Genomic DNA, 21,619 nt, shown 5'->3' with positions numbered 1-21,619 from the left:
CCAGCGCACCTCCTGCGTTCCCATGGCGAACACGGCCCCAGCAGGAAAGGTCAGATGCGGCGCCCCAGGCCGGGACCTTCCTGCCCGTCTTCAACCTCTCCTCGATGTCATCCGGTGAGATCGAGCAGCTGCATCAGGTTGCGAGAGACATGGAACGGGTCCTTGACGGGCAGAGCCACGACCTCGTCCAGCGGCCTGCCCTGCCGGTCCCGGATCTGAATCCACTCCTCTCCGTCGGTACCGCCCGGGAAGGTGCGCAGGGTGTAGTCCCAGATCCGGTCGAACCACTCCGCAGCCGCTTCGTCACCGTGGCGATGAGCGGCCAGCGCCGTGGTGTATGCCGACTCCGAGTGGACCCACCACAGCTTCGTATCCCACGTCCGCCCGACCAGCTCCTCATACACGGTGCCCGTCGTCTCGCCTCGGGGCGCAGTGTTGCCCTGGGCGTCGACATAGCGGAAGAGGCCGCCGTGGTGATCGTCCCAGGCCGACCGGCACAAGACGTCGATGCTCGTCAGCAGATCGGCGGTGTCCGCCGTCTCGCCGAGGAATTCGCCGGCATCGAGCGCCATCCATATTCCCTCGATGGCGTGACCGGGCACGCGATGGCGCGCGATGAACGACGCGTCCTCGGGGTCGCGGGGAATCATCTCCTGGAACGAGCCGTCGGCCTGACGGTGACGCAACATCGCGGTACGAGCCGCCGCCAGAGCCGGCAGGTCGCCGTCGCCGCGCACGCCGAGCTCGTGGCGAGCCGTGACATACTCCAGGGTCGTATTGAGCACGATCATCCGGGGCCCGAATCCGGTGAACCCGCTCGGCACCGGGTACGGAGCGGTGACCGCACGGCCGGTTTCGACATCGGCGCTCGCCCTCGCCAGGATGGTTCCCGCGAGGTCGAGCCAGCCCGGATCGCTGGTCCAGCGAGCCAGCTCGGCGAAGCCCATGGCGGCGAAACAGTCCGCGTACGTGCTGTGTGTCTGCCCGGGCGACGGCGCCGCCGGCGCTCCCTTCTCGGTGAGCACGTAGTGACACGTGCCGTCGTCACGTACGGCGTGCTCGGCCAGGAACTCGGCCCCGCGGGTGGCCGTCGCGGTCAGCTCGGCCGCGTCCAGGCTCAGCAGCCCACCGGCCGCGAGCCGCGCCGCCCGGGCGAGCAACCACACGAAACGGCCCTGGGACCAGGTGAACTTGTCCGTGGACAGCAACGTGCGACCGCGGTTGTCGAAACAGGTGTAGAAGCCCCCGTGGACGCCATCGATACCTTGGCTGAGCCAGAACGGGAAGATGACGTCCTCAAGCTGACGGCGCGCCGTTTCCTGCACGGATTCTGTCCCAAGTCCCGTTCTCACCGGCGACGCCGCCCCGACGGGGCCCACGCCGCGTGGTTCAGCCGTGCCATGCAATACAGCGTCGAGGGGAGGTTGACGAGTTCACGTTGGGCGAAGATGTCCGCACTGTGGCTGAGGACTTCCTGATCCCACGGCGCCAGGCCGGCCCACGACGCGGACATACGCTCATACGCTTCGAGCCCTGTATCGCCAGATCCGTCGATGAAGCGGTGCACGGTCGGCGCTCCGGCGTCCGTGGTCGCGGCGATGTTCTGGCTGAACGTCGCAGCGAAGCGTTCCATGTCTTCACCGGTGAAAACGGGCCGGCCGTTGCGGTGAAGCGTGCGCCCGTCCCGGAACACCTCGAGTGCGAAGTTCATGTCGATCTGGCCGTGGCTCGTGTCCTCGATCGACTGGTTCCCCGGGTACCAGGGACGATACTCCGACAGCGGAGCGTCGACATCCCAGCCGCGGTAGGCCGCTCCCTTCGGCCACCAGTACGGCCAGATGTAGGCTCCCCCGGCGTCGACGCTCAAACTGCCACGCAGCGTTCGGGCCATCTTCGTCGCCCGGTCGGCGTACACCGGGTCTCCGGTGGCGGCGGCCAGCTGCACGGTGGCACGGCCAACGGTAAGAAAGTGGTTGATCGGATTGTCGATACCGGCGTGCCAGACCGGGGCGTCGGGAAGCGTGACGTAGTACCCCTCGCCGAGCTCGGTCTCCCGCCACTCCGGATCGTGGACGCCCACCGCCTCCTCGGCTGCCGCCAGGTACAGCGCGGCGCGGTCTCGATAGAGCGGGACAGACCCGAGCTCTGGATACGAGTCGACCATGCGCGCGAAGACGACCAGCGGAAGCGCGATCTGCCCGGTGTGCGCCTCGAAGATGTACGGCTCGGAAACCATCGAGTACTCGCCGGACGCCATGTCGCCCGTCTCGGATCCGGATTCGCGCACGTCCTTCAGGGTGACCAGAACGCGGTGCGGCGACTCACGCCGGAACCCGTTCAGCACTCGACTGACGGCGTAGTCCGGGCTCGCCGGATCCGGGCTCAGATTGTCATGGCTGGTGGTCCGGCCGTACTGCGTGTTGTGGACATCCAGCCGGAAGGTTCCCGCGGCCGTGCCGGGAGCCACCGTGACCGACGTGGCGTCGGCGTAGGCAAGCGCCGTACGTACCTGGAACACCGGCCGGCCGAGCGTGTCCGGCAACGTGACATAGCCGACCGTGTAATGGTGATCCGCACGCCACGCGGGACGCGACGCACCGGTGTGGTCGGTCACGCCGCGTTCGCTGTCGCGGGCGGCCAGGACGTGGTCGAGGTGATCGACCATCTTGTCGAGGTAGTACGTGTCCCGGTAGGTCTGAAACATCAGGGCGTAGGCCTGCAGACTGTACGCCTCACCCCAGGCGAGCTTGCCGCTCAAGCCGGAGCTGTCCTTGTCGTTCGTCTCGTACTTGTACCCGTCCCCGCCGTTGAACGACTGATCGAGCTGGTCGAACGCCTCCCTGGTGACGTGCTCCAGCCCTGCCGGGACGGTGCGGCCGGCATCAGTGCCCCATGACAGGGCGGCCGGCCACCCCATGATCGCCCCGGCGGTACCGGCCGAAAGGCCCGCCGCGCCTCGCAGAAAGCGCCTACGGCTGGTGTTTCCTGTCCCGTCTGCCATTGCCGTCTCCTTCGGGGCAGCCTGAGCCGCCCGACATGTGCGGTGTGAGCGTGCGTTGCGGACCGAGCGGAAGACTGCGATCGACGCGTGTCAGAGGGCCGATCGCTTGTCGGCAGCGTAGCCAGAGCTGCCTCAGCAGTCAACGTTTAGGACAGCTTAATCAGGACTTTTTATGTGTCATTATTAGGCGGCACATAGGCAGGCTCATGGGCGGGTGAGATGGCAGCGGCCCACCTATCCACGCGAGCAGCACGTCGCGTGGCGAGAACACAGCAACGCCGCCGGACGGCGTCACCACGCCGGACGGCGTCACCAATCACATGGCTATATGAGCTCGACGTCAGCCGACTGTGACGACGTCGCGCTGCCTGGTCTCCTCGCGCGGACGCAACTCGGTGAGAGCACCGACGGCCGCGGCCTCGACCCTCATCATCTCGTCGCTGACGTCGCGAAGGACTTCAGACATGGGGATATCGAGCGCCCCACAGATCGCAGCAAGCAGCTCCGACGATGCTTCCTTGCGACCTCGCTCAACCTCCGATAGATATCCGAGACTGACTCGTGCTGCCGCCGAGATCTCGCGCAGGGTGCGGCCCTGAGCAACCCGACGGCGTCGGATGACGTCACCGATGAGGCGCCTGACGAGAACCATGGGGCCACCCCTTTCAAGGTCGGTCTCGACACTTGCGTACTACCACCGTACCTCCACGTCCGGAAAACGCATCGCGGAGGCGGGCTCACATCTGACTAACGTGTCGTCCAGCCAATCGATTCCCGCCGTGTTGGCAGCGCATGATCACGACACCCGGGCAAGCATCTCCAGCGCGACGGCGACCGTCGCCTCCCGCACCGCCGCGCGGGCTCCGGTCAGCCGGTCCGCGCCGGTGAACGCTCGCACGGTCGTCCCGCTCGCATCCGCCATCGCCACGTACACGGTCCCCGGTGGATGGCCGTCCTGTGGCTCAGGGCCCGCCACGCCGGTGGTCGCCAAGCCGACGTCGGCACCGACGCGTCGCCTGATGCCCTCGGCCATTGCCGCGGCCGTCTCAGCTGCCACCGGGCCATGGGCGTCCAGCACGGAGCTCGGCACACCTGCCAGGCTCGCCTTGGTGTCTGTCGCATAGACGACCACCCCCGCCCGGAGTACCGCCGACGACCCTTGCACGGCCGTCAGCGCGGCGCTGACCAGGCCCCCGGTGAGCGACTCGGCCGTGGCCAGGGTCAAGTGCCGGTCCACCAGGTTCCGCACCGCGGCGACGGCCACCACGCCACCGTCGATCATGGAGTGTGCCGCCGCAGCCGCATGGCCTGCAGCACATAGTCCGCACCGGTGACCACTGTGACTGCTACCGCGACGGCCATCACACCGATCTGGATGAACTCCAGGGCGTCCGGCAAGGGAAGTACGTAGAGCCCGAGCGCCACCGCCTGAAGCGCCGTCTTCGCCTTTCCTCCGCGGCCCGCCGGCATGACCCCGTGCCGGATCACCGCGAATCGCAGGGCGGTCACTCCCCACTCGCGGACCAGGACGAGCACCGTCACCCACCACGGCAGCTCACCGATGATCGACAGCCCGACGAAGGCCATACCGGTCAACGCCTTGTCGGCGATGGGGTCCGCCAGCTTCCCGAAGTCGGTCACCAGGCCGCGCCGCCGGGCCAGCTCACCGTCGGCGCGATCGGTCACCATCGCGATGGCGAACGTGACGAAAGCAGCCACCCGCGAGGCGTCGTCGGCCCCACCCTCACGGAGCAGCAGCCAGCCGAAGATCGGCACCAGCAGGAACCGCAGCACGGTGACCCCGTTGGCGATGTTCCACACGCTCGGCTGGGGCTGGGAAGAACGGACGTCGGGCACGCCGACAGCCTAGTCGAGCGACTAGTCTCGATGGGTGAGCACCGGAAGCGACGTCTCGACGCACAGCTCGGAACCCGCCGCCTGGAACGGCGCGCCCCCTGCCCTCGCGTTACGTGGTCTGGTCAAGCGTTTCGGACAGACCGTGGCCGTCGGCGGCCTGAGCCTCGACGTCCCCACCGGCTCCTTCTTCGGCCTGGTGGGACCCAACGGCGCGGGCAAGACCACGACCCTGTCTCTCACCACCGGCCTGCTGCGGCCGGACGCCGGGACAGCGTTCGTGCTCGGGCACGACGTGTGGAGCGATCCCGTGACGGCGAAGCGGCTCCTGGGAGTGCTGCCCGACGGGCTCGCCCTGTTCGATCGGCTGACCGGTACCCAGCTTCTCGAGTACGTGGGCCGGCTGCACGGGCTCGATCCGGCCCTCGCGCGGCAACGCAGTACCGAACTGCTCGACGTGCTCGATCTCGCCCAGGCCGGGAACACGCTGGTGGTCGATTACAGCGCCGGAATGACGAAGAAGATCGGCTTGGCGTGCGCGCTCATCCACGGGCCGCGCATCCTCCTGCTCGATGAGCCGTTCGAGTCGGTCGACCCGGTATCGGCCGCCACCATCCGCGGCATCCTGCGGTCTTTCGCCTCCGCAGGTGGAACCGTCGTTCTCTCCAGCCACGTGATGGCCCTCGTCGAGCAGCTGTGCGACCACGTCGCCGTGATCGCCGGGGGCCGGGTTCTTGCCTCCGGCCCGCTGGCCGACGTTCGCGGAGACAGCTCGCTGGAGGAGCGGTTCGTCGCGCTCGTGGGCGGCCAGCGCGACGTGGGGGAAGGCCTGGCGTGGTTGCGCAGCTCATTGGGGTAGGCACCAGCAGTCCCGGCCCTGCCGCCCCACGGCTCGGCGCCGCCGAGACCGTCGCGCTGTTCGTCAGGCTCAAGCTGCGCCTCGTCGGCAACGGCCTGATGGGCTCGAACCGGCGTCTGATCGCGAGCCTGATCGGCACCGCGGCAGGCATCGGAATGGCGGTCGCCGGGTCCTACTTCGCCGCTCTCCTGCGCCACGCCGACAGCGCCGACGCCTACGTCGTCCTCGTGTACGCCGGCAGCGCCATCGTGGCCGGCTGGATGCTCCTGCCGATATTCGTCTTCGGCATCGACGAATCGCTCGATCCGCGTCGTTTCGTGCTGCTTCCGCTCGACCGTCGTGCTCTTCTCGTCGGACTGCTGGCGGCGGGGTTCGTCGGTGTTCCCTCCATGACGACGCTGGTGGTCGCCCTCTCCACCACCGTCACGTGGTCCTACGGCATCGTCCCGGTGGTGTATGCCGTCGTCGGCGGTGTACTGGTCACCGTCTTCTGTGTGATCGCCAGCAGAACCGTCACCACGGCACTGTCCGAGATCGTCCGTTCGCGCCGCATCCGCGATCTGTGGTCGGTGCTCGGAATGCTGCTCGTCGGGCTCCTGGCCGTGTTGCAGGTTGGGTTGCCGTCGCTGGCCGAACTGGCCACCCGGTCCGTTCTCGAGGACATCGCCGGTCTGCTGGCGTGGACGCCGCTCGGCGCGGCGTGGGCGGCTCCGTACGACGCGCTGACGGGAGAGTGGCCTCTAGGACTGGCCAGGCTTGCCGTCATGGCGGCCGCCGCCGCAGGTCTCGTGGCGATCTGGGGACACGCCCTCCGGCGGACGCTGGAGAGCGGAGGCGCGCCCGTACGCGGTCGCCCTTCCGCCAGGCGGCCCGGTCGTGGGGAACTCACCCCGGGGTGGGCGCGGCGCATCCTTCCCTCGACGGTGACCGGCGCCGTCGCCTCCCGCGTGCTGATCCTCTGGTGGCGCGACCCTCGCCAGAGAGTCAGCCTTCTGATCATTCCCCTGATCCTGCTCGCCGTCGTCATCGCGCCGTCCATGGCCGGGATCCAGGACGAGACGCTCGTCATCCTGGCACCGGGTATCGGGACGCTCATCGGCTTGATGATGCTCAACCACACCGCCTACGACGGCACCGCCATCTGGACCCATCTCGTGGTGTCGCTGCCCGGACGAGTCGATCGCGCCGGCCGTGCTCTGGGCAGCGCCACCTGGGCGCTGCCCGTGGTTGTGCTCGCCTCCGCCAGCATGTGCCTGACCATCGACCGGCCAGACCTCCTGCCCGGCGCGATCGGCGGATCGGTGGCGACCGTGCTCACCGGCCTCGCCTTCGCGGCGGTCAGCAGCGTCGTCATCGCCTTCCCTGCCCCGCCGGCCAGCGCCAACCCGTTCATCACCCCCGGAGGGGGCAACGTCGCGGTGGTGCTCCAGCAGTTCGCCGGAGGTCTCGTGGTCGGGCTCGTGTCGCTGCCCGTGTACGTCGTTCTCGGCCTGACCATCTGGTGGCGGCCCGAGATCGGCTGGGGACTGCTGATCGCCGGGCCCGCGTACGGGCTGGTCCTCCTCCGGCTGGGCAATCGTCTCGGGGGACGCTACCTCGACGACAACGGACCCGAGCTGCTGAGCCGGATCACACCCACCCGGACGTGAGTCGCCCGGACGTGAGCGGCCCCGATCGAATCTGCGCCGACGCGGCAGTACGGTGGGCCGGTGAGCAGTTCCGATGCCGGCGACGACGTCGCCTCCTGCCACCGATGCGGGCGACGCCGCGCTGACGACTCCCCCCTCGACGCCCTGGCGTGGGTGATGGAGCGCGACACGGGACGGCGTGTCCTGCTCTGCCCGTCGTGTGCGCGCCGGCACGTGCGCGACATCGAGGGCAAGCTGCCTACCGAGTACTGGTAGCGCTCCCGCCTGCCGGATGCACGTCAGCGATCAGGTCGGCGCCGTCGTTGCCGGTGACGACAGCCGAGACGATGTCGCCTACCTGTGCCCGGATCCCGGCGACGGTGGTGGTGCCGTCCACATCGGGGCCCTGGTGCTCCGCACGGCCTTCCACGGCGTCGTCGTGCACGGCTTCGACCAGGACGCTGACGCGGTCACCGATCCGGTCCTCGGCTCGCTGTTCGACCAGGTCGTTCACCAGTGCGCTTATCCGTTCGACCCGGTCCGCCACCTCGTCGGGATCCACCTTGCCGTCATATCCCACGGCTTCGGTTCCGTCTTCGTCGGAGTAGCCGAACACGCCGACGACGTCGAGCCCTGCACGGGTGAGGAAGTCCTCGAGCTCGGCGACGTCGTCCTCGGTCTCGCCGGGAAAGCCGACGATGACATTGGACCTGATCCCGGCCTCCGGCGAGCGTTCACGCACGGTGCCGATGAGTTCGAGGAACGGCTCGGTGGAACCGAACCGGCGCATCCGCCTCAACACCGTCGCGCTGGCATGCTGGAAGGACAGGTCGAAGTAGGGAACGACCCCCGGTGTCGACGTCATCGCCTCCACCAGGGACGGGCGCATCTCGGCGGGCTGCAGATAGGACACCCGCACCCTGTCGATCCCGGGAACCGAGGCGAGGTCCGGGAGCAACGTCTCCAGCAGCCGGATGTCGCCCAGGTCCTTGCCGTACGACGTGGAGTTCTCGCTGACCAGGAACAGCTCCTTCGCGCCCTGGTCCGCGAGCCAGCGTGCCTCGTCGAGGACCTCGGTGGGGCGCCGGGACAGGAATGAGCCGCGGAACATCGGGATGGCGCAGAACGTGCACACCCGGTCGCAACCGCTGGCGAGCTTCAGCGGCGCCATCGGACCGCCGTCCAACCGCCGCCGGATGGCACGCGGGCCGGAGGCCGGAGCCACGTCGCCCGGCAGATCCGGTGCCGCCAAAGCGCTGGCGTGACCGGGCACGGCTCCCGCGGCGGCCTGCCTGTCCACGGGCGACACCGGAAGCAGCTTGCGCCGGTCTCGCGGTGCGTGCGGAACATGCTGGGTGCCGGCGAGTATGCCGCGCAGCCGGGCACCGATGTCTGTGTAGTCGTCGAAGCCGAGAACCGCGTCGGCCTCGGGAAGCTCATCCGCCAGATCCTTGCCGTAGCGCTCCGCCATGCACCCGACGGCGACCACGGCCTTCGTCTCCCCGGTCTCCTTCAGGTCGGCCGCGGCCAGCAGGGAATCGACCGAATCCTTCTTCGCCTGCTCCACGAACCCGCACGTGTTCACCAGGACGGTTTCAGCCTCGGCCGGGTCGTCGACCAGAGTGAACCCGCCGGCGTCGAGGCGGCCGGCCAGCTCTTCGGAGTCGACGTCGTTGCGGGTGCAGCCCAAAGTCACTATGGCGACGGAATGTTCACTCATCAGGGTCCCCAGGGTACCGCCATCGGGGCGCACAGCAGCTCGCCGGATACCCTGTGCCCTGCTCACATCCGGTGCTCCTTGGAGGTTCGGCCACCATGTTCTCCGCGCTCGGTCGCACAGTCTTACTCGTCGAGGATCAGGTCGAGGCGCTCGACTTCTACCGCGACGTGCTCGGTTTCGCCGTCCTGCACGACTCCTCGGCCGACGGCTACCGGTACTTGCACGTGGGCGTCGACGGCCAGGCCGGCACAGGTCTGTGGTTCATGCCCGCGCCCGGGGGATCCGCTGATCGGCAAGCAGGCAGGCGAGCAGCCGTTCCTCGTCCTCTACACCGACGACCTCGACGCCGTGCGTACCCGGTTGGCCGAACACGGCATCGATATCTGGGCCGAACAGGATGACGAGCGCGGACGGTCGCTGCATTTCCGGGACCTCTACGGCAACGTCCTCATCGCAGCCCAGCTGTGACGGATTTAGAGCTCCACCTTCGCTCCGTTGCGTTCGAGCACTGATGTGAGTTCGGCCGACGCCTGCCGGAAGCCCACACTGCTGAGCACGAACCCTGTGGTCAGCCGATGCCAGACGCGTGGGCGTCGCACCATCGCATGCCCGTCCCCGCGCACGCCTACCATGCCGCAGGAGGCGCTCAAGGGCGCCACTCGCATGGCGAACGCCGCGGTGAGGTGAGCGTCGGTTGTGCGATCCCTGGCGCCGTGCATGAACAGAGCGTGCCGCCCTTCGAGCTCCTCCGGCCGTGCCGATTCGGTCACCCACGGTGCGAGCGCCACCACTGTGCGCACCCCCGGTCTTGACGCGAGAGTCAGTGCTACGCGGCCGCCCATCGAGTAGCCGACGAGCGCCACTGGGACACCGGGATGGCGATGTGCGGCCAGTTCCAGCACCTCGGCGACGTCCCGCACCGGAGATGCCTCAGTGCCGTTCCAGCCCCGCAGGCGGTACCGGACCCGCCACACGGCCAGGCCGCTGGAGCCGCCCGCCACCGCCAAGGATCGGGCGAACGGCAGCATCCGCAGCACCGACAGTTGGCGGGCGCTGACCGGTTCCCGGCTCTCGGAGCGGCCACCGTGCAGAACCAGCGCCACCGCGCGCACGTCACCCGAAGGCGACGTGACGGCGACCAACGGCGCCGTGGAGGCGTTCACTCGCCGCGAAGCGTCGCGAGCATGTCTTCGAGGTCGTCCGGCTTGAGCAGCACATCGCGAGCCTTGGACCCTTCTGACGGTCCGACGATTCCCCGGCTCTCCATCAGATCCATCAACCGGCCCGCCTTGGCGAACCCGACCCGCAGCTTGCGCTGGAGCATCGACGTCGACCCGAACTGGGTGTTGACCACCAGCTCGGCTGCCTGGCACAGCAGGTCGAGGTCGTCGCCGATGTCTTCGTCGATCTCCCGCTTCGCCGACGCCGGTGCCGCTACGTCCTCGCGGTAGGTGGGCTCCAGCTGCTCTTTACAGTGACCGACCACCGACGCGACCTCGCTCTCGGTGACCCACGCGCCCTGGACCCGGAACGGCTTGCTCGCGCCCATCGGAAGGAACAGCCCGTCGCCCTGGCCCACCAGCTTCTCCGCGCCCGGCTGATCGAGGATGACCCTGGAGTCTGCCAGCGACGAGGTGGCGAACGCCAGCCGGGACGGCACGTTGGCCTTGATCAGCCCGGTCACCACATCGACCGACGGACGCTGGGTGGCCAGCACCAGGTGGATGCCGGCCGCGCGGGCCAGCTGGGTGATGCGGACGACGGAGTCTTCCACGTCCCGCGGGGCCACCATCATCAGGTCGGCCAGCTCGTCGACGATCACCAGCAGGTACGGATACGGTGACAGAACCCGTTCGCTGCCTTCCGGAACCTTGACCTGACCGGCCCGCACGGCCTTGTTGAAGTCGTCGACGTGCCGGAAGCCGAACTCGGCGAGATCGTCATACCGCATGTCCATCTCGCGCACGACCCACTGCAGCGCCTCGGCGGCCTTCTTCGGGTTCGTGATGATGGGCGTGATCAGGTGCGGCACACCCTCGTAGGCGGACAGTTCCACACGCTTCGGGTCCACCATGATCATCCGGACCTCGTCCGGCGTGGCCCGCATCAGCACCGAAGTGATCATGGAGTTGATGAAGCTGGACTTACCGGAACCCGTGGCCCCGGCCACCAGCAGGTGCGGCATCTTCGCCAGGTTGGCCACCACAAAACCACCCTCGACGTCCTTGCCCAGGCCCGCCACCATCGGATGGTGGTCCTTGCGCGCCACCGAGGAGCGCAGAACGTCACCCAGGCTGACGATCTCCTTGTCCGCGTTGGGAATCTCGATGCCGATAGCGGACTTGCCCGGGATCGGCGAGAGGATGCGGACGTCGGCGCTGGCCACCGCGTAGGAGATGTTCTTGCTCAGCGCGGTGACCTTCTCCACCTTGACCGCCGAGCCGAGCTCCACCTCGTAGCGCGTGACGGTGGGGCCGCGGCTGTACCCGGTCACCTCGGCATCGATGTTGAACTGCTCGAACACGCCCATGAGCGCCTCGACCACACTGTCCGACGCGGCCGAGCGCGCCTTGTGCGGGCTGCCCTGGCGCAACACGTCGCTGGAGGGCAGCGTGTAGGTGATGTCGCCCGACAACGCGAGCTGTTCCACCCGCTGCGGGACCGGCGAGTGCGGCGGTGCCTCCTCGACCTGTTCCGCCGTCTCGGACGGTGGAGGCGGTGGGGGCGTCACGACCGTGGGGGCGTCGTCGTCCTTCGGCTTCTTCTTGGACTTGGCGGGGGGTTTCTCCCGCAGCACCGGGGAGTCGTACGGCTCGTCGTCCGTGGGATCGAGGCCCGCCTGCTTGCGCCGGCGAGGGCTGACCGGGCGGGACTCGTCGTCGGGATCCAGACGGCGGAATCCCAGCACCACAGCGACCCGGTCCCACAGCACGGCCGCATGCTCGGGCACCTCGTACAACGGCACCCCGGTGACCACCACGATGCCGAAGACCGTGAGCAGGGCCAGGAGCGGCACGGCGACCCAGACGGTCAGCAGGTCCGCCAGCACGGTGGAGGCGATGTAGCCGATGGCGCCGCCGGAGCGCTGCAACGCCTCGGCGCCGTCCACGGGACGGGGCATGCCCCCGGCGATATGCGCCAGGCCGAGCGCGCCGAGGGAAAGACTGGTCCAGCCGAAGACGCGGTGCCCGGCCGGGCCCTCTTCGCCTGGGCGGCGCATCACCTGCCAGGCGCTCATCACCAGGAGTACAGGGACCACATACGCGGCGGTTCCCACGGCCCCGGCGACGACATTGCGCACGACGTCGCCGATGGCGCCTTCGATCGACCACCACATCACAGCGGCGATCACCACGGCCACGCCGATGAGCGCCAAGCCGGCGCCATCGCGCCGCTGCTCGGTCGGAATCTCCTTCGCCGTCGAGCCGATTCGCCGTGAGGTCCCGCCGATCAGATGCGCGATGCCCATCCAGATCGCGGCGATACCCCGGCCGAGTGCTCGAACCAGGCGCAAGCCGGGGCCCGGCCGGCCAGGCCGCCGGGCCGGTGGACGCCGGGCAGGCTGACGGCGTGTGGAGCCGCGAGCCGCCGGGCGCTTCTTGGCGCCCGACGTGCTACGCGACCGCGCGGATGCAGCAGGTGCAGTAGTCGTGCGGGTCGCCATGAGAACCAGGTTACATCCGGCACACACGTATCTTCAGTCACACCCGTCCCGGCGCGCCGCGCTCCCCTTCCCCAAATGATCATGTAAACCATGTTTTCTCGTGCTTCACCACGTCTGCAGGCATGGTGAAGCACGTACAAACATGGTCTACATGATCATTTGGGGCTGAGGCCGGGGGCGGAGGTGCGCGCGGGCGGCGACGTCCTTTTCGGACGTTTGGAAGGTCGCGTGGCACCATGCCGGGTGAGGAGCCGGCGTTCGTGTTTTCGTGACGACGGAAGGACAGGCGTGGACCGTATCGGAGCCGACGACGTCAATGACCTGGCCGCGGGCGCGGCGTTGCTCGGATCGGGCGGCGGCGGCGATCCGCACGTGGTCGCCCCCCTGCTACATCGTGCCATCGAGGCGGGAGGGCCCGTCCCGGTCGTCACCGCGTCGGCGATTCCGGCTCATTCCCTGGTCGTCGGGGTGGTGCTCGGCGGCACGCCGGCCGCGCTGGCGGACTCACCACCGGGGACCGACGCAGCCCGGCAAGCACTGCGCATGGTCGAGCGGCACGTCGGCGGCCAGGCCGTCGCGGTGTTGCCGATCAGCGTCGGCGGGATGAACGCCCTATTCGCACCGGCTACAGCGGGCGAGCTCGGGCTGCCGTGCGTCGATGCGGACGGCATGGGCCGCACCCTGCCCCGGCTGGACATGACGCTCTTTTCCCTCGCCGGCGCTCAGGCATCGCCGCTCGCCGTGGTCGACGTCACCGGAAGCGGCGTCGTCGTGGCGGCCCGAACCGACGGCGAGACCGAGCGGCTCGCCCGGACGGCCGTCTCCGCTCTCGGCCACACCGCCGTGATCGCGGCGTATCCGATGACCGCTGCGGCGTGCACCGCCTACGCGGCGCTCGGCTCTCTCAGCTACTGTCGCGAGCTGGGACGGCGCGCCCTGAGCGGCCCTTCGGGGGGCGGCGTGAGCGACGATCTCCTCCGCTTCAGCACGGCCGACGTCCTCTTCAGCGGTCAGGTCGTGGACGTCACCCGTACGAGCACCGACGGCCGGATGCGGGGCGCCGTGACGGTCGAGGAGGCGAGCGACGACGGCCATCTGATGCGAATCGACTTCCAGGACCAGTATCTGCTCGCCACCCGCGACGGCGTCCCCGTCGCCTCCGCGCCGGACCTGATCGCGCTGATCGACGCGTCCGCCGGCGTCCCGCTCAGGGTCGACGCCATAGGCCACGGGCGGCAAGTGGAGGTCCTCGTCGTTCCGGCCCACGAACGCTGGCGCGACCCCGACGGCCTGGCACTGGCCGGACCGCGCGCCTACGGCTTCGATCTTCCGTATGTCGCCCGGACGCCTACGGCTGATCTCCCTCGAACGCCACCCGCGAGGCCAGGTGCGCCACGAGCCGGTCGTTCGGCTGGGCAAGATCCAGAGGGAGGAGAGCCTTGATCCGATCGATGCGCTGGAGCACGGTGTTGCGGTGCAGCCGCAGCACGTTCGCGGTGGCCGTGGTCGAGGACTCGTGATCCAGGTAGACCTTCAACGTGCGGACCAGGTCTCCGTTCGGATCCGCCTCGCGCAACGGCGCGAGCACCGAGGAGGTGGCGAGCAGCAGTGGCTCCGACCGCTGCCATCCGGACAACAGCCGGTCGACGCTCATCGATCCGAAACTCTCGACGCTGCCGAGCTCTCCCCGGGCACGGGCCAGCAGGCTCGCGTGCCGCGCCTCGCGCAGCGAGTCGGCGAGACCGGCCGGCCCGAAGTGTGGACGACCCACTCCGCTCGCGAGAGTCACACCTGGACGCTCGCCCCCCACCGTGCGCATGGCGTGTCCCAGCCGGCGGACGAGGCGTGGCAGCTCTGCGTCATCCGGCTCGGCGTCGAAGGTCAGCCAGGACACCCAGCCGCCGGTCCACTGGATCGCGCCGGGCGGCATGCCGCTCTTCGCGAGGACACCGTGCAGGAGCGGGAACGCAGACAGCATCCGCCCGTCCGGCGAACGGCCGTCGCCGACGTCAACGTCAACGTGGACGGCTATGTGCCAGCCGAACAACCGCCAGCCGAGCGCCGTGGCCCGCTGTATCGTGCCCGGGGCCAACTCGTCACCCTGCTCGAGCATCTCGCCGAGGACCAGTCCGCGGTACCGGGAGTCTCGCTCCGAGTACAGCGAGCTCGTCGAGATCCAACTGGTGAAGGCCATCGCGGCGATCGTCAGCACCCGGCTGACCCCTTCGATCATGCTCCGGCCCGGAATGGGGAGCCGCACGATCAGCCACAGGTTGCCCGGCACGTCCTGGCTGACCGTCGCCGGATGGCAGACGAGAGTGCAGCCGTTCTGGAACAGCGTGGTCACCGCCGGCGGACCGGGCTTTCCCAGCCGGTCGGCCAGCTTCGAGCGCATCCGCTCGTCGGCCACGTCGCGGTCACCGTCGACGACCTGTCCCTGGGCATCCGTGATCGCCGCCGGCAGCCTGACCGCGGCGCGGACCGCCCCGATCAATCCCTTCGTCGTGTGCGGCGCGCGCCGCAACCGGGCGAGCACCACGTCGACCATCTGCAGTCCTGCGAGCCGCGGTCCGCGCAGATGCCGGTCGACGGCGGCGACAGCAGACGTGGCATCGAGACCGTCGACCAGGATGAGGGGCACCGCGAAGCGATCAGCAAGGCGCAGGGTGGCTTCTGGCACGCGGCCGGAGCATCGCTCCACGACGATCCCCGCCAACTGCCGGTCCGACGCCACCCGGAGCGCCAGATCGACCGAGACGTCGTCCACGGAGAGATGAGCGCGTTCGAAAATCGCCAGAGATCGGGCCGGTAACGCCTCCAGGTCACGCGCTCTCGCGCAGACAGTCACCGACCCGACTTCGCGCGTGAGTCCGTCCCTTCCGCCGATCACCTCATACTCGCCGAGCAGATCGAAGATGAGGATCTCCGCCACGGACGTGGCAGATTCAGCAGTCGGCATGCGGGTAATCCTCTCGCGATGTCGGCCGGAGCCGCAGAAATTCTGCCAGTTCCGGCGCCGGCAATTCTCCCTTCCACCGGTCGGCATAGAAAGAATCCGGCTTGGGTGAGAAATGCCATCCGCAATACCGGACGAGACCGTCATCACACCTGGCGTCGCAAATTCGGCATAAGCCGCTTTTCGTCCGCGGACAATCGCCCGAAAGTGCAAGATACACATCTGGACCCTGACGTACCGGGCTTCATGCCCATGGTCAACGCGTCGTCGGCCGTCCATCATCGGAGATGCCGGGGGGCATCGCATCGAGACAGGAGACCGCGATGTCGGACGCCAGGGTGGGCTCGGTCCTTCAGCATCTTCGCCGCCCCCATACACAGCGCGATGACCAGGAAACGCACATGTTGCTCAATCTGGGCGTCGGCCTCATGCTCGCTCCGACGAGTGACGTGACCACGGATTTGACTCAACGCGTCCCCCAACTGCGGTGGCCGACTCGCGACGAGCTCGTCCGGGCGTACAACCACCGCACCGGGTTGCGCAGGAGCAAGGCGATCGTCGAGGACCGCTGGGTTCGCATGGCCGACTATCATCGCGATCTGACGGCTTGGGTGGTGGCGCGGATGCGCACGTCCACCCATCGCCAGATGCACGCGGTCGCAGGCGCCGCGGAGACGCCGGAGCCGATCACCACCGACAACTCCTACGACCTCAGCCGACGGGCCCTGGAACGGTTGCTGACGAATGAGGTCTTTCCCCTGTGGGCCATGTTGGTGTCGCTCGCAGCGTCGGACCCGGCTCTGGGACCGATCATCAGGCAGGCTCGTACCGAGGAGACGCTGCGGTGGGCCGAACTGGCGAACGTGCACTTCGAGACGGCCGGGCGTTCACCGCTGCCCGGTCTGACGACCATAGATATCGCGGAGTCGGTCAACGCGCTCTCGTTCGGCCTGGCCCTCCGCTACCGCACCGATCCGGCCCGCTTCGGGCACGAGCCTTCCCGCGCGGCCGAGCTGTTCGCCCAGACGTGTCTGGCGATGGTCGACGCTCTACTGACCCCCGCCACGAGCGCCGGCGAAACGGCCAGCGAGCCGACGATGACGATGGGCGAGGTGGTCACCCAGATGGCGACGGTCGGGGTCCCCCGCGTTCGTCGCCACGACGACGAGGCCTTGGTCTCCTGACGTCTCTCCCCCCTCGCGTGGCTACTTGGGAGCCGACGGATACGCCACGCTGAATCCCCGTTTCCACTCGCTGTGGCCGCTCTCCCACGCGAGCCCGAGGATCCGGCGGGCCCGTTCACCCGCGATCTCGAGGTAGCCGAGCTCGGGTATCGGCAGTGCCGTCACGAGCTTCACGTCCAGGACGACCGACGAGTTCAGGCCGCGCTCCGAACCCAGCTTCTTGCTCATCCCCGCGTTCAGGTCCAGCCGGAAGCCGAGGCTCTGCGTGCTGGCGGCCAGCAGGCCGCCGACCGAGGCCAGCCCGTCGATCGCGGTCTGCTTCACGTTCGGCATGGCTCCGAGCTCTGCACCGACCCGGCCGGCGTCGTCGAGCTTGGCCCCCTTCTGCAGTTCGGTCTTCTCCGCCTTGCGTGCGAGGTTGTCGCTCGCCGCCCGGAACGTGTCGACCAGCATCACGGCCCCCTGGCCAGCGGCCAGGGCCGCACCGCCGCCCGGTAGCGTGGCGCCGAGCGCCGCCCACAGGCTCACCTCTTCGAACTCCCAGTTCTGGAAGTTCGAGATGCCTTTGCGCTGCTTCTTGTGCAGGCCTTGTTGCCGCATCGAGAAGACGCCCATGAGCTGCCCGGTGAAGGGGCCCACCGTGAGGCTCTCGTACAGGGTCAAGGTGTACGTCTTGCGGGACAGGCGCTTCTCGGCTCCCCGGCCCACCCGTTCGGCCACGTTCTTGGAGAAGAAGCCGTCGGAATGACGGTTCTGCTGTCCCGCGCCACCCTTGCGGTTGTCCATCGACGTGCGGTCATAGCGCACGCCACTCCACATCTTCGCGCTCGCAGACAGCTCCGCCGCCGAGCCGTAGCCGACGCTGGCGCCCACCTCCGCCAGTGATCCGAGCTCGACGAAGTTCGCGGCGTCGTCGTTCGGATCCGCGCTCCCCCACATCTTCTTCTCGACTCCGCGGGACCAGGAATCGGCCTTGAGCCGGTGATACCGCGATGTCCCGCCACCGCCCCACAACGAGGTGGCGATCTCTCTCGGCAACTGGCTCTGGCGCATCTGCCGATACAGCGCGTAGGAGAGCATCGTCATCGCGTCCGCGGCCGACTTGCCCGACAGTTTGACGTAGAGACCGATCGCCGCCTTGACCTCGGCGATCGGCAGCCCGACCGCCACCTGTGGCGCGATCTCCAGCTGAGCCATGACCGAATCCGAGTCGCTCCGCTCACCGTAGAAGCGCAAGAAGCCGCCGACCATGACCGGTGTGTCGGGAATCGGCACCTTGAAATCGACGCTGAACGACGCGCTGTCCCCGGCCCGCGGCAGTATCGCGTCGAGCGGGGTGGCGAGCCTGGTGAAGATCGAGTCGAAGCTGCCCTCGTAGTGCTTGCGCAGCTTCTGCATGACGGCGGATTGCCCGGGCACCGCCTCCTGCGGGACATCGCTACCGCCGGCGGCGCTCTTCCGCCTCAGTAGGCCAGCCCGCTCGCGCTCCAGCTCCTGAAGGAACACCGCCATTCCGATCCCGCGCTTGCGTCGGGAGGGGTCGAACTCGAACTGGCTGGGAGGCGGCGCCGCGCCTTTCGCCGCCGGAGCCTTCTTCGTCCGCGCGGCCAGCAGGCCGTCGTCGCGCTGAGTATGGCTCTCGGTCCAGAGCAGTGCCAGTTCCTTCATCTCGTCCAGCAAGGCGAGAGCGCGGTCGACGCGCTGGTCGGGCACCTCGCCGGTGCCGGCCCTTCTCAGTCGCGCTTCCTTCTTCTTCGACTTCTTCGTCACCGGGGCCGCGTCGGCCGCCGCATCGGCGGGCGAACACAGCTCGGTGTACTGCGCCAGCAATCCCGAGATCGCTCGCTGTGCCGAGCTGCGCCCGGTTAGGGGTCCCTCATAAGTCTGTTTCATGAACCAGTCGGCGGAGACGAACCGCCGGACCGTGGCGTCGGCCACCGGCCCGTTCGCGGCCGGCGGCGGCGCTGCCGTGTCGCGCCGCGACGTCGTCCTGTTCAGCGTAGACAGTGCCTGGTCAGCCATCCGATCCGCGTCGCGCTCCGCGGGGTCGTCAGCCCGGCCGACGATGAGCCCGGCGCCCGTGGCCGACGGGCCGGTCTGCAGTGTGTGGGCCAGCTCATGAGCCAGGAGGCGGCGCCCACCGGGAGTGGACGGTGCGTAACCGCCGCGGCTGAAGTAGATGTCGGAGCCGACGGTGAAGGCCACCGAGTGCATGGCACGCGCCAAACGCCCGGCCTCGTCGTCGGCGTGAACGCGGACATCGCGGAAGTCGGCGCCGAACGCGGCCCCCATGGAGCCCGACACGTCGGAAGGCAGCCGGCTGCCCCTGGACCGCCGACGCCGCAGGACTTCGACCGTGCCCGGATCGACCGCCTTGCCACCCAGCGGGTCGGACCGAGACGCTCGGCGTTGCATCTGCTCCGCACCGAATACCAGGCCGGGGACCGTTGCGAACTGTGTGGGGGCCGGCCCCGCCGCCGCCGCGGCCGTGGCCGGCTCGTGGCTTCCGGCCCTGGGCGCGGGCCTCTTCAGACGTTCGTGGGCATCGGCCATGTCTTCCCCTGACGTTCCGGCGCCACGTACATGCGGCACCGCCATGCAAACAGATGGCACGGCCGCCGGCACAGGGTCGAAGCACAAGCATGTGCGCATGAGATTCGGCGTCCGGGTGCTCAGGCTCTCGCGGCTGCCGGACCGCGCGCCTACCATCGCGACGCATGGCACCCAGTCTCGCGCAGCTGACCGATGCCCTCGAGAACGCCGCCAAACGACGCTTCGCTGTGGCGGGCGAACCGGGGCCCGACACCGAACGTGGACGTCGGCTTTCGGCCGCGATCGAGGCGATGCGTCACGATCACGTCTACCCGGCCGAACAGCCGGAACACCGTGCGGACGGCGACCACCACGACGAGCGCGTGGACGTGATCACCGCAGTCTTCGGCCTGGACGAGCTGGAGGCGCAACTGCTCGTCACGGCGCTCGCGCCGGAGATGGACGCCTCGGCAGCCGACGCCTTCACCTTGCTCGGCGGGGACTGGACATCGGGACGAGCGACCGTGGCGCTCGCCCTTGAAATGTGCGGTGTGCCGACCGGATCGGCTACCGGCCGTACGTTGCTGTCGACGTCGGGCCGCCTGCTCCGGCACCGGCTCGTGCTTCTCTCCGGTGACGGCCCTTTCCTGCGCCGCTGCCTGCGCCTTCCCGACCGGGTCAGCGGCCATCTGCTCGGCGACGACATGCCGGAGCTGAGCATCCGCCGGCTGCTCACGCCTGTGACCGGTCTGCGGACCGCCCACAGCGACGAGCTGGCGCGTGCCGTCGCCGCCGGCGCACCGCTGAGCTGGCTGCACAGTCCGCCCGGCGCACCCGGCGCCGAGGTGGCCGCGGCGGCGCTCGAAGCGGCCGGGCTCGACGTTTTGGCGGCCGATCTGTCCCGCCGTCCACCACACGCCGTGCTCGCCGACATCGTGGCGGAGCTCGGCCGGGAAGGCGCCCTGCAGGCGAGTGGCGTGGTCATGCTGGGGGCCGACGTGCTGGCCGAGCCGGAGCACCACTGGATCGCCGATCGTCTCCTCGAGTCCGTGGTACCGATCGTCGCCGTGGCACGACGCCCGTGGGACGCTCGCGCCGCCCGCCGGCTCCCGTATCTGGCCGACATTCCACCACTGACCCATCACGGGCGCTCCGCTTTGTGGTCTCAGCGCCTGGGCGCACCAGCCGGGAGCGACGACGACCCGCAGCGGCACGAGCTCGCCGCCCTGCGCCTCGATCCGTCCCAGATCGCCATGGCGGCGGACCAGGCGCATCTCCTCGCCGCCGTGCGCGACGAGGCACTCGGCAGCGAGCTGGCGCGAGAGGCTACCCGCCGCCTCGTCTCGGGCACGCCGGCGGTGCCTGCCCCCGCTGTCGCCGCGCCGGCCCGCACCTCGCTGCACGACATCGTGCTGCCCCCGGACGCCCAGGGAGAGCTCGAGCGTCTGATCGCCTGGGGCAGGCACCGGGAGGATGTGCTCACGCAGGGCCCGGTGCAGGGAAAGGGTGGCAAGGCGGGCGGGATCGTCGCGATGTTCAGCGGCGGCCCCGGCACCGGCAAGACGCTGGCCGCGCACGTGGTCGCCGATGCCTTGGGGCTCGAGCTCTGTCAGGTCGACCTCTCCAGCGTCGTCGACAAGTACATCGGCGAGACCGAGAAGAACCTGGAACGTGTCTTCCAGCAGGCCGAGGCGCAGAACGCCCTGCTGTTCTTCGACGAGGCCGACGCGGTCTTCGGCAACCGTTCCCAGGTCCGCGACGCTCGCGACCGCTACGCGAACACGGAGGTGTCGTATCTGCTGCAGCGGATGGAACAGTTCCACGGCATCGCCGTGCTCGCCACGAACCTCCGGGGCAACATCGACTCCGCGTTCTCCCGGAGGCTGCACTTCGTCGTCCACTTCCCCGACCCGGACGCGTCCACCCGCCGGCACCTCTGGGTTCGTCACCTCGACCACATTGCGGCGCTCGACGAGGCCGACCCCGTCGATCTGACCGGATTGTCGGAGGCCCTGGAAGTCTCCGGCGGAGACATTCGCAACATCGTGCTGTCCGTGGCCTACGACTCCATCATCGAGCAGGTGCCGGCCGGCATGCGGCATGTGGTGCTGGCCGCGGAACGGGAGTACCGCAAGCTGGGCCGGCGGCTGCCGGACGGATGGCCGCCGGCGAGCGCCGCCAGATAGCCCTCCGCCCGCATCTCATGCGTTCTCGCAGGTTC

Annotated in this window: 16 protein-coding genes and 2 pseudogenes; 7 read left to right on the top strand and 11 right to left on the bottom strand. The window is 68.9% G+C overall.

From position 1 onward, the window contains the following. Positions 1-107: 107 nt before the first annotated feature. The 5 genes and pseudogenes from G1H11_RS00295 to pgsA form a co-directional block, all read right to left on the bottom strand. Positions 108-1,325 carry an AGE family epimerase/isomerase gene (locus G1H11_RS00295; protein WP_163814997.1) on the bottom strand — a complete coding sequence of 406 codons (1,218 nt, stop codon included), beginning with the start codon at positions 1,323-1,325 and terminating at the stop codon, positions 108-110. A gap of 23 nt (positions 1,326-1,348) precedes the next feature. Further along, entirely contained in the window at positions 1,349-3,001 is a 1,653-nt protein-coding gene (locus G1H11_RS00290) for a hypothetical protein (RefSeq protein ID WP_163814995.1), read from the bottom strand. Positions 3,002-3,383: 382 nt separating this feature from the next. Further along, positions 3,384-3,653, bottom strand: a pseudogene (locus tag G1H11_RS26230) (helix-turn-helix domain-containing protein); the annotation flags it as partial. Between the two features lie 144 nt (positions 3,654-3,797). Next, the gene (locus G1H11_RS00280) at positions 3,798-4,283 is read right to left on the bottom strand and encodes a CinA family protein (protein ID WP_163814991.1); all 486 of its coding nucleotides are present in this window, start codon (positions 4,281-4,283) and stop codon (positions 3,798-3,800) included. After that, entirely contained in the window at positions 4,280-4,858 is a 579-nt protein-coding gene (gene pgsA / locus G1H11_RS00275) for a CDP-diacylglycerol--glycerol-3-phosphate 3-phosphatidyltransferase (protein ID WP_163814989.1), read from the bottom strand. Before pgsA ends, G1H11_RS00280 begins: the two co-directional genes overlap by 4 nt. A gap of 34 nt (positions 4,859-4,892) precedes the next feature. Between pgsA and G1H11_RS00270 the strand changes: the two genes are divergently transcribed. Genes G1H11_RS00270 through G1H11_RS00260 form a run of 3 tightly spaced genes read left to right on the top strand, consistent with a single transcriptional unit; the run spans position 4,893 to position 7,618 of the window. Beyond that, entirely contained in the window at positions 4,893-5,714 is an 822-nt protein-coding gene (locus tag G1H11_RS00270; protein WP_163814987.1) for an ATP-binding cassette domain-containing protein, read from the top strand. Further along, complete coding sequence (locus G1H11_RS00265; RefSeq protein WP_163814985.1) at positions 5,690-7,363, top strand: hypothetical protein; 1,674 nt, start codon at positions 5,690-5,692, stop codon at positions 7,361-7,363. The genes G1H11_RS00270 and G1H11_RS00265 overlap by 25 nt, the downstream gene beginning before the upstream one ends. Before the next feature lie 60 nt (positions 7,364-7,423). After that, complete coding sequence (locus G1H11_RS00260; RefSeq protein ID WP_163814983.1) at positions 7,424-7,618, top strand: hypothetical protein; 195 nt, start codon at positions 7,424-7,426, stop codon at positions 7,616-7,618. Here G1H11_RS00260 and rimO read toward each other — a convergent pair. Beyond that, positions 7,602-9,062, bottom strand: a complete 1,461-nt coding sequence (rimO, locus tag G1H11_RS00255; protein ID WP_163814980.1) for a 30S ribosomal protein S12 methylthiotransferase RimO — start codon at positions 9,060-9,062, stop codon at positions 7,602-7,604. The genes G1H11_RS00260 and rimO overlap by 17 nt on opposite strands. 95 nt (positions 9,063-9,157) lie before the next feature. On the opposite strand from rimO, the pseudogene G1H11_RS27355 reads away from it, so the two are divergent. Next, a pseudogene (locus G1H11_RS27355) lies at positions 9,158-9,292 on the top strand (VOC family protein); the annotation flags it as partial. A 31-nt stretch (positions 9,293-9,323) separates the two neighbouring features. On the opposite strand, the gene G1H11_RS25400 reads toward G1H11_RS27355, so the two are convergent. From G1H11_RS25400 to G1H11_RS00240, 3 genes are read right to left on the bottom strand one after another with little or no spacing between them, the layout of a single operon-like run. After that, complete coding sequence (locus G1H11_RS25400) at positions 9,324-9,485, bottom strand: hypothetical protein (protein ID WP_246210734.1); 162 nt, start codon at positions 9,483-9,485, stop codon at positions 9,324-9,326. Between the two features lie 50 nt (positions 9,486-9,535). Further along, entirely contained in the window at positions 9,536-10,225 is a 690-nt protein-coding gene (locus G1H11_RS00245) for an alpha/beta hydrolase (protein WP_216843289.1), read from the bottom strand. After that, positions 10,222-12,726 (bottom strand): FtsK/SpoIIIE family DNA translocase, encoded by a 2,505-nt coding sequence (locus tag G1H11_RS00240; RefSeq protein WP_163814976.1) that lies wholly within the window; start codon positions 12,724-12,726, stop codon positions 10,222-10,224. Before G1H11_RS00240 ends, G1H11_RS00245 begins: the two co-directional genes overlap by 4 nt. Positions 12,727-13,014: 288 nt before the next feature. On the opposite strand from G1H11_RS00240, the gene G1H11_RS00235 reads away from it, so the two are divergent. Next, positions 13,015-14,169: an S-methyl thiohydantoin desulfurase domain-containing protein gene (locus G1H11_RS00235; RefSeq protein ID WP_163814974.1), complete on the top strand. Its 1,155-nt coding sequence runs from the start codon at positions 13,015-13,017 to the stop codon at positions 14,167-14,169. On the opposite strand, the gene G1H11_RS00230 is transcribed toward G1H11_RS00235, so the two are convergent. Continuing rightward, a complete protein-coding gene (locus tag G1H11_RS00230) occupies positions 14,075-15,685 on the bottom strand; it encodes a PucR family transcriptional regulator (RefSeq protein ID WP_163814972.1) in 1,611 nt (536 codons plus the stop codon). The genes G1H11_RS00235 and G1H11_RS00230 overlap by 95 nt on opposite strands. 320 nt (positions 15,686-16,005) lie before the next feature. On the opposite strand from G1H11_RS00230, the gene G1H11_RS00225 reads away from it, so the two are divergent. Next, positions 16,006-16,866: a hypothetical protein gene (locus G1H11_RS00225; RefSeq protein ID WP_163814970.1), complete on the top strand. Its 861-nt coding sequence runs from the start codon at positions 16,006-16,008 to the stop codon at positions 16,864-16,866. Between the two features lie 21 nt (positions 16,867-16,887). Here the strand turns inward: G1H11_RS00225 and G1H11_RS00220 are convergent, their stop codons facing one another. Beyond that, positions 16,888-19,419, bottom strand: a complete 2,532-nt coding sequence (locus G1H11_RS00220; protein WP_163814968.1) for an eCIS core domain-containing protein — start codon at positions 19,417-19,419, stop codon at positions 16,888-16,890. A gap of 164 nt (positions 19,420-19,583) precedes the next feature. Between G1H11_RS00220 and G1H11_RS00215 the strand changes: the two genes are divergently transcribed. Further along, positions 19,584-21,584 (top strand): ATP-binding protein, encoded by a 2,001-nt coding sequence (locus tag G1H11_RS00215; RefSeq protein WP_163814966.1) that lies wholly within the window; start codon positions 19,584-19,586, stop codon positions 21,582-21,584. Positions 21,585-21,619: the final 35 nt, after the last annotated feature.

The sequence above is a fragment of the Phytoactinopolyspora alkaliphila genome, assembly GCF_010550695.1.
GTDB classification, from domain to species: Bacteria; Actinomycetota; Actinomycetes; order Jiangellales; family Jiangellaceae; genus Phytoactinopolyspora; species Phytoactinopolyspora alkaliphila.
The sequence above is the reverse complement of the archived record's forward strand: the minus strand, read 5'-3'. Positions and strand labels throughout refer to the sequence as shown.

What these genes read in the sequence shown, in the direction of transcription:
- G1H11_RS00225 (WP_163814970.1), top strand. Translation starts at nt 16,006, where the DNA reads ATGTCGGACGCCAGGGTGGGCTCGGTCCTTCAGCATCTTCGCCGCCCC.
- G1H11_RS00215 (WP_163814966.1), top strand. Translation starts at nt 19,584, where the DNA reads ATGGCACCCAGTCTCGCGCAGCTGACCGATGCCCTCGAGAACGCCGCC.
- G1H11_RS00290 (WP_163814995.1), bottom strand. Translation starts at nt 3,001, where the DNA reads ATGGCAGACGGGACAGGAAACACCAGCCGTAGGCGCTTTCTGCGAGGC.
- G1H11_RS25400 (WP_246210734.1), bottom strand. Translation starts at nt 9,485, where the DNA reads ATGCAGCGACCGTCCGCGCTCGTCATCCTGTTCGGCCCAGATATCGAT.
- G1H11_RS00220 (WP_163814968.1), bottom strand. Translation starts at nt 19,419, where the DNA reads ATGGCCGATGCCCACGAACGTCTGAAGAGGCCCGCGCCCAGGGCCGGA.
- G1H11_RS00280 (WP_163814991.1), bottom strand. Translation starts at nt 4,283, where the DNA reads ATGATCGACGGTGGCGTGGTGGCCGTCGCCGCGGTGCGGAACCTGGTG.
- G1H11_RS00230 (WP_163814972.1), bottom strand. Translation starts at nt 15,685, where the DNA reads ATGCCGACTGCTGAATCTGCCACGTCCGTGGCGGAGATCCTCATCTTC.
- rimO (WP_163814980.1), bottom strand. Translation starts at nt 9,062, where the DNA reads ATGAGTGAACATTCCGTCGCCATAGTGACTTTGGGCTGCACCCGCAAC.
- G1H11_RS00240 (WP_163814976.1), bottom strand. Translation starts at nt 12,726, where the DNA reads ATGGCGACCCGCACGACTACTGCACCTGCTGCATCCGCGCGGTCGCGT.